6 protein-coding genes are annotated in these 6672 nt (G+C 76.1%); 4 read left to right on the plus strand and 2 right to left on the minus strand.

The window, feature by feature from the left end:
- Positions 1 to 186 precede the first annotated feature (186 nt).
- From IH44_RS0138435 to IH44_RS0138450, 4 genes are all read left to right on the plus strand, one after another.
- Positions 187 to 855: a DedA family protein gene (locus IH44_RS0138435; protein WP_232795254.1), complete on the plus strand. Its 669-nt coding sequence runs from the start codon at positions 187 to 189 to the stop codon at positions 853 to 855.
- A 42-nt stretch (positions 856 to 897) separates the two neighbouring features.
- Positions 898 to 2001: a sensor histidine kinase gene (locus IH44_RS0138440; protein WP_030464503.1), complete on the plus strand. Its 1104-nt coding sequence runs from the start codon at positions 898 to 900 to the stop codon at positions 1999 to 2001.
- Entirely contained in the window at positions 1992 to 2636 is a 645-nt protein-coding gene (locus tag IH44_RS0138445) for a response regulator transcription factor (protein ID WP_030464504.1), read from the plus strand. The genes IH44_RS0138440 and IH44_RS0138445 overlap by 10 nt, the downstream gene beginning before the upstream one ends.
- A gap of 188 nt (positions 2637 to 2824) precedes the next feature.
- Positions 2825 to 4264, plus strand: coding sequence for a GuaB1 family IMP dehydrogenase-related protein (locus IH44_RS0138450; protein WP_030464505.1), 1440 nt, complete (start codon positions 2825 to 2827; stop codon positions 4262 to 4264).
- A gap of 33 nt (positions 4265 to 4297) precedes the next feature.
- Here the strand turns inward: IH44_RS0138450 and IH44_RS0138455 are convergent, their stop codons facing one another.
- Positions 4298 to 5731, minus strand: coding sequence for a hypothetical protein (locus tag IH44_RS0138455; RefSeq protein ID WP_030464506.1), 1434 nt, complete (start codon positions 5729 to 5731; stop codon positions 4298 to 4300).
- 91 nt (positions 5732 to 5822) lie between these two features.
- On the minus strand, positions 5823 to 6491 hold the full coding sequence (locus IH44_RS0138460) for a DUF5995 family protein (RefSeq protein ID WP_030464507.1): 669 nt from the start codon (positions 6489 to 6491) through the stop codon (positions 5823 to 5825).
- Positions 6492 to 6672: the final 181 nt, after the last annotated feature.

Consider the following 6672-nt stretch of genomic DNA (forward strand, 5'->3'; position numbering starts at 1 on the left):
ATGTGTATAAGAGACAGGAAGAAGGGGGAGGGGAGGGGGAAAGGCTGCGGTGCGCCCGGGGCGGGGGTGCGGAAAACCGCAGTCGGGTCGGGTGGGAAACCGCGTACCGGGCGTGAGCAGGGCTTTCTAGCGTGAGGGGCGTACCCGGGCAGGGGGTCCGGGTGGCTTCACGACGAGGAGGGCATCGTGCTGCTGCTGGAAACCGTGGCTCCTGCTGCCGGGCAGGCGCCGACCGGGGGGCTCGCGGGGTGGGCGGCCGGGTTGGTGGAGGCGTTCGGGGGGCCGGGGGCGGGGCTGGCCGTCGCGCTGGAGAACCTCTTCCCGCCGCTGCCCAGTGAGGTGATCCTGCCGTTGACGGGTTTCGCGGCCGGTCGCGGCACGCTCGGCCTGCCCGCGGCGCTCGGCTGGACCACGGCCGGTTCGGTGGCGGGGGCGCTCGCGCTCTACCTGCTGGGTGCGTTCTTCGGGCGGGAGCGGATGCACGCGCTGTGGGCCCGGCTGCCGCTGGTGCGGGCCGCGGACCTGGAGCGGACCGAGGCGTGGTTCGCCCGGCACGGGACCAAGGCGGTGCTGCTGGGCCGGATGGTGCCGGTCTTCCGCAGCCTGGTCTCGGTCCCGGCGGGGGTGGAGCGGATGCCGCTGCTGCGGTTCACCGGGCTCACCGCCGTCGGCAGCCTGACCTGGAACGGGATGCTGATCACCGCCGGGTACCTGCTCGGCGACCGCTGGGACGTGGTCGAGCAGTACGTCGGGCTGCTCTCGAAGCTGGTGGTGGCGCTCACCGCGGCCGCGCTGGCCGGGTGGCTGGTGGTGCGGCTGCGCGGCCGGTCCGCCCGGCACCGGCGGGGGCGCTGAATGCCCGCCGGCCCGGTCGCTCCGTCGCGTAGGCTCCCCGGCATGGGGGAGGACGGGGAGCGGGAGGGCGGCCGGGCGCGCCGGGCCGTCGGGGTGCTGCTCGGGGTGCTGGCCACTCCGCTGCTGCTGCTCCACCTGCCGCTGGCCGTACTGCCCGGCGCCGCCGCCGTCACCGGCCGGCTCGGCGCCCTGGAGCGGGCCCGCCGCACCGCCTGGTCCGGCGACCGCTACCCCGCCCACTACCGGCCCGAGCCGCGGGCGCTGCGCCACTACCTGGCGGTCCGGGCCGGGACGGGGCTGGTCGCCGCGGTGGTGCTGGGCCTGGTCGGGTTCGGCGCGGTGCTGGCCGGACTGCTGGCGCTCGGGGCGGTGCGCGGCTCGCTCGGCTGGGCCGACCTGGCCGGGCAGGTGCTGCTCGGCGGGGTGCTGCTGTTCCTGGCCGTCCAGGGCCTGGTCTCGCTGGCCGCGCTGGAGGCCCGGCTGGCCGGGGACTGCTTCGGCCCGTCCGAGGCCGAGCTGCTCCGCCTGCGGGTCGCCGAACTCGCCGACAGCCGCGCCGCGGTCCTGCACGCGGTGGACGCCGAGCGCCGCCGGATCGAACGCGACCTGCACGACGGCGTCCAGCAGCGCCTGGTCGCGCTGCGCCTGCTGCTGGCCCGGGCCGGCCGCGGCGCCGACCCGGGGCGCACCGCGGAGCTCCTCGCTCAGGCGCACCGGGAGTCCGGCGAGCTGCTCACCGAGCTGCGCGAGGTCGCCTGGCGGGTGCACCCCTCCGCGCTCGACGCCCTCGGTCTGGACGAGGCGCTGGCCGGCCTGGCCGCCCGCACCGCGCTGCCGCTGCGGATCCGCTGCGCGCTGCCCGGCCCGCTGCCGCAGGCGGTGCGCACCGCGGCGTACTTCGTGGTCAGCGAGTGCGTCACCAACGCCGCCAAGCACTCCGGCGCGGCCGCCGTGGAGGTCCGGGTCGAGGCGGTCGGGGCGCGGCTGACCGTGGAGGTCGGCGACGACGGCGCGGGCGGCGCCGACCCGGACGGCGGCGGCCTGGCCGGACTGCGGGCCCGGGTCGCGGCGCTCGACGGCACCCTGCGCGTCCACAGCCCCCGCGGGGGCCCCACCCTCGTCACCGCGGAGCTGCCGTGCGCGTGATCGTCGCCGAGGACTCCACCCTGCTGCGCGAGGGCCTGGTCCGGCTGCTCGCCGAGGAGGGCCACCGGGTGGTCGCCGCCGTCGGCGACGCGCGGGCGCTGCTCGCCGCGGTCGCCGCCGACCCGCCGGACGTGGTGGTGGCCGACATCCGGATGCCGCCCACCCACACCGACGAGGGCGTCCGGGCGGCGGTGCGGATCCGCACCGAGCACCCGTCGGTGGGGGTGCTGGTGCTCTCCCAGCACGTCGAACGCGGTTACGCCGCCCAGCTGTTGGCCGCGGGCGCGGAGCGGGTCGGCTACCTGCTCAAGGACCGGGTCGCGGAGGTCGACGAGTTCCTGGACGCGTTGGAGCGGGTCGGCGGGGGTGGTACCGTCATCGACCCCGAGGTGGTCCGCCGCCTGGTCGGCCGCACCGAACCCGCCGACCCGTCGGCCCGGCTCACCCCGCGCGAGCGCGAGGTGCTGGAGGCCCTCGCCGAGGGGCTCACCAACACCGCGATCGCGGCCCGGCTGCACCTCTCGCTCAGCGCCGTCGAGAAGTACCTGGCCACCCTCTTCGACAAGCTCGACCTCCCGCGGACCGGCGGCTACAGCCGCCGGGTGCTGGCGGTGCTGCGCCACCTGGGGGCGTGACGGCCGACCGGGGCCTTTGGGGGTTCCTCCAGGTGGTGGGCGGAATCGGTGCCGCCCGGTTGTGGTGATCTTCAGGATTCGGGCGTGAGCTGGCTCCGGGCGGGGGATTGAACGAGAATCGAACGTTGGGTGTGCGCGGCTCGGCTGCGTTGCGCCGTAACGTTTCTTCCCAGCCAGAGAGCCCCTTCATGCGCTTCCTGAACGACCTCAAGCCCGCGTACGACCTCACGTACGACGACGTCTTCATGGTCCCCAGCCGGTCCGCGGTGGGCTCCCGGCAGGGTGTCGATCTCTCCTCCCAGGACGGGACGGGGACCACCATCCCGCTGGTGGTGGCGAACATGACCGCGATCGCCGGGCGCCGGATGGCCGAGACGGTGGCCCGCCGCGGCGGACTGGTGGCGATCCCGCAGGACATCCCGATCGAGGTCGTCTCCGAGGTGATCGGCTGGGTCAAGCAGCGGCACCTGGTGCACGACACCGCGCTGACCCTCGCCCCCGGCGACACCGTCGCCGACGCGCTCTCGCTGCTGCCCAAGCGGGCGCACGGCGCGCTGGTCGTGGTCGAGGGCGGCAAGCCCGTCGGCGTGGTCACCGAGGGCGACTGCCAGGGCGTGGACCGGTTCACCAGCCTGTCCGAGGTGATGTCGCGCGACCTGCTGCTGCTGGACGAGGGCATCGACCCGCGCACCGCCTTCGACCGCCTCAACGAGGCGCACCGCAAGCTCGCCCCCGTGGTCGCCGCCGACGGCACCCTGGTCGGCCTCCTGACCCGGAAGAACGCGCTGCGCGCCACCCTCTACACCCCCGCGGTGGACGGCGCGGGCCGGCTGCGGATCGCCGCCACCGTCGGCATCAACGGCGACGTGGCCGGCCGGGCCAAGGCGCTGCTGGAGGCCGGGGCGGACGTGCTGGTGGTGGACACCGCGCACGGCCACCAGGAGTCGATGATCAACGCGCTGCGCGCGGTGCGCGGCCTCGACCCGCAGGTGCCGATCGTCGCGGGCAACGTGGTCTCCGCCGACGGCGTGCGCGACCTGGTCGAGGCGGGCGCCGACATCCTCAAGGTCGGCGTCGGCCCCGGCGCGATGTGCACCACCCGGATGATGACCGGCGTCGGCCGCCCGCAGTTCTCCGCCGTCCTGGAGTGCGCCGCCGAGGCCCGCCGCCTGGGCAAGCACGTCTGGGCGGACGGCGGCGTGCGCCACCCGCGCGACGTGGCGATGGCGCTGGCCGCCGGCGCCTCCAACGTGATGGTCGGCTCCTGGTTCGCCGGCACCCTGGAGTCGCCCGGCGACCTGCAGACCACCGCCGACGGCCGCCAGTACAAGGAGAGCTTCGGCATGGCCTCGGCCCGCGCCGTGCGCAACCGCACCTCCGACGAGTCGGCCTACGACCGGGCCCGCAAGGGCCTGTTCGAGGAGGGCATCTCCACCTCCCGGATGTTCATCGACCCGGCCCGCCCCGGCGTCGAGGACCTGATCGACTCGATCGTCGCGGGCGTCCGCTCCTCCTGCACCTACGCGGGCGCGGCGAGCCTGGAGGAGTTCCACGACAAGGCGATCGTGGGCATCCAGAGCGCGGCCGGCTACGCCGAGGGCAAGCCGCTGCACTCCAGCTGGGCCTGATCCCGGCCCCACGGCCCCCCGTCCGGTGCCGGGTCAGCGCACCGGCGGGGGCTGCCGGGCGACCGTGACGGTGCTGACCGCGGTCCCGTCGGCGCAGTGGACGTGGACCCAGCCCTGCTCGAACTCCCGCAGGTCGTCGTGCTCGCCGCGGCGGTCGGGCCGCCCGAACGGGACGTCCGTGCGGGCGGGCACGGCCGGCATGCCGTCGACGAAGGCCGCGAAGCGCTCCGCCCGGTGGCCCCGGTCGCCGATCACGACCTCGTCGACCAGGCCGCGGCGCAGCACCAGCCGCACCCCGGGGAGGGCGCGCACCAGCTCGACCGGCGGGTGCGACTCCGGGCGGCCCAGCACGTCGAGGAAGAGCGTGAACTCGCCGGACCGCCAGCGGTGCGGGTCGCGGGCCACGCCGATCCCGCGCAGCACCGCCGTCACCGTGCCCGGCGCCGCGCCCGGGTGCGCGGAGTCGAACTCGGAGCCGTACCCGACCAGCAGGTCGCGGGTGCCGTAGCGGTGCAGGTCGGTGCCCCGGACGGTGGCCGACGGGGCGCCGAGGGCGCGGTGGACGTCCGCGCGGGTACCGGGGAGCAGGCGGGTGCCGGGGAGCAGGCCGGCCGCGGGCAGCCGGACGCTCAGCACCCGGCCGTCCCCGACCTGGACCTCCGGGCCGGCGTCGAACGCGAGCAGCCGCCGGGACCGGCCGGAGGAGGACGCCCAGCGCCGGTGCGCGCCGCCGGCCAGGCGGGCCGCCTCCCGAAAGGCCGGGCCGCCCTCCGGCTCGCCGAGCACGGCGAGGAACGCGCGGACCGGCCCGGTCGGCAGCGGCCGCGGGGCCGGGCGCTCCAGGGCGATCGTGGCCAGGCCGCCGTCGACGTACCCCAGCCGGACCCGGTCGCCCTCGACGGCGTGCACGTCGCCGCCCTCCTCGACCGGCTCGCCCAGCACCGCCAGGGCCCGCGCCCGGTCGCTGCCCGGGCCCAGACCGCCGATCAGCGCGGCGGGCCGCGGGTAGGCGCCCTCGCCGCTCAGCCGGAACACCGCGCGGTCCGTCCCGGCGGCCAGCAACCGGGCGACCGCGGCCTGCGGGCCGTCCTCCGGTTCGTCCAACGCGTCGACGTGCCACCAGAGTTCGCCCTCGAAGCGGGGCGGCAGCATCCGGGCCCGGGCCGGGAACCACCGCTCCGGGCGCCAGGAACCGCCGCCCGGGTGGAACAGCAGCAGCTCGTCGTGCCCGCCCCGCCAGCACTCGCCCTCGAACGACCCCAGCCCCTCACCCGCCAGCGCCGCCGCGTACTGCCGCTGCGTCAACGCGAACAGCGCGTCCGCGGAACCGTGCCCCACCTGCTGGTCCACCCCGACCCAGGCCCGGCCCGACACCACCTCGACACCGGTGCTCGGCTGCCGGACGACCTGCACGAAGCCCCGGCCGTCCGGCTCGCGGCGCCCGTCGCCCTGCTTGCGCTTCGCCATGGCTGTTCCGTCCCGTGCTGTGCTGTGCCGTGCCCGTGCGGTGGTTCCCCGGCGTTCGGGGCCGGGCGACCATCATCGGGCACGGGGGCCGTCAGTTCGGGCTGAGCGGGGTGAGCAGGGCGCGGCTGACCATGCCGACGGAGCCGGAGAGGGCGTCGGCGACCAGGGCGCGGGCGGGTGGCAGGCGGCGCAGTTCCCAGAGGGTGAGGACGGAGGCCCAGGCGGCGTCGCGGGCGCGGTCGATGCTCCAGACGGAGAGGACGTGCAGCAGGGGGCCGCCGACGGGGACGGGGAGCAGGGCGGTGCGGACCTGGGCCTCGACCTGGGCGAGCAGGGTGTTGATCCGCAGGTAGTCGGCGTGCAGCTGGTCGGGGGTGCGGCCGGTGAGGCGGCAGGTGTCCAGGACGGCGAGCGGGAGGTCGTTCTCGATGTGGGCGTTCATGCCGGCCAGGGCGAACTGGAGCGGGTGGACGCCGGGGGCGGCGCGCAGGTCGAACAGCGGGCGCCAGCACGCGGCGGGGCGGCGGCCGGCGCGGTCGTCGTCGACGGCGGTCAGGTAGCGGGCGGCGAAGACGGCGTCGAGTTCGGCCATGGCGGCGGGGTCGTCGAAGTACCCCGCGGCGAGGTGGTCGCGGACCAGCCGGGTGACGGTGAGGTACATCGCGTTGAACACGGCGACCCCGTCGGCGGGCGGGAGTTCGGCGGCCAGTTGCGTCATCCGGTCGACCACCTGGTCCACCGTCAGTACCGGTGCGGTCATGCGCACGCTCCCATGAGGATGAGGGGATGATCGGACAAGGGGATGGTGGGCTGATACTCCGTCACCTTCGCAGGCGGGGGCGCCGCTGCCAAGCCACGCGCGCGGTGCGGGCGGGTGGAAAAGGAGAAGGGATAGGAGAGCGGGGAAAGGCGGGGGAGGAGGCGGAGGGAGAGGCGGGAGA

The organism is Kitasatospora sp. NRRL B-11411, from assembly GCF_000721345.1.
Classification (GTDB): Bacteria; Actinomycetota; Actinomycetes; order Streptomycetales; family Streptomycetaceae; genus Kitasatospora; species Kitasatospora cineracea.

Bases quoted from the DNA above. Each gene is read 5' to 3' on its own strand.
- IH44_RS0138440 (WP_030464503.1), top strand. From the start codon at position 898: ATGGGGGAGGACGGGGAGCGGGAGGGCGGCCGGGCGCGCCGGGCCGTC.
- IH44_RS0138450 (WP_030464505.1), top strand. From the start codon at position 2,825: ATGCGCTTCCTGAACGACCTCAAGCCCGCGTACGACCTCACGTACGAC.
- IH44_RS0138455 (WP_030464506.1), bottom strand. From the start codon at position 5,731: ATGGCGAAGCGCAAGCAGGGCGACGGGCGCCGCGAGCCGGACGGCCGG.
- IH44_RS0138460 (WP_030464507.1), bottom strand. From the start codon at position 6,491: ATGACCGCACCGGTACTGACGGTGGACCAGGTGGTCGACCGGATGACG.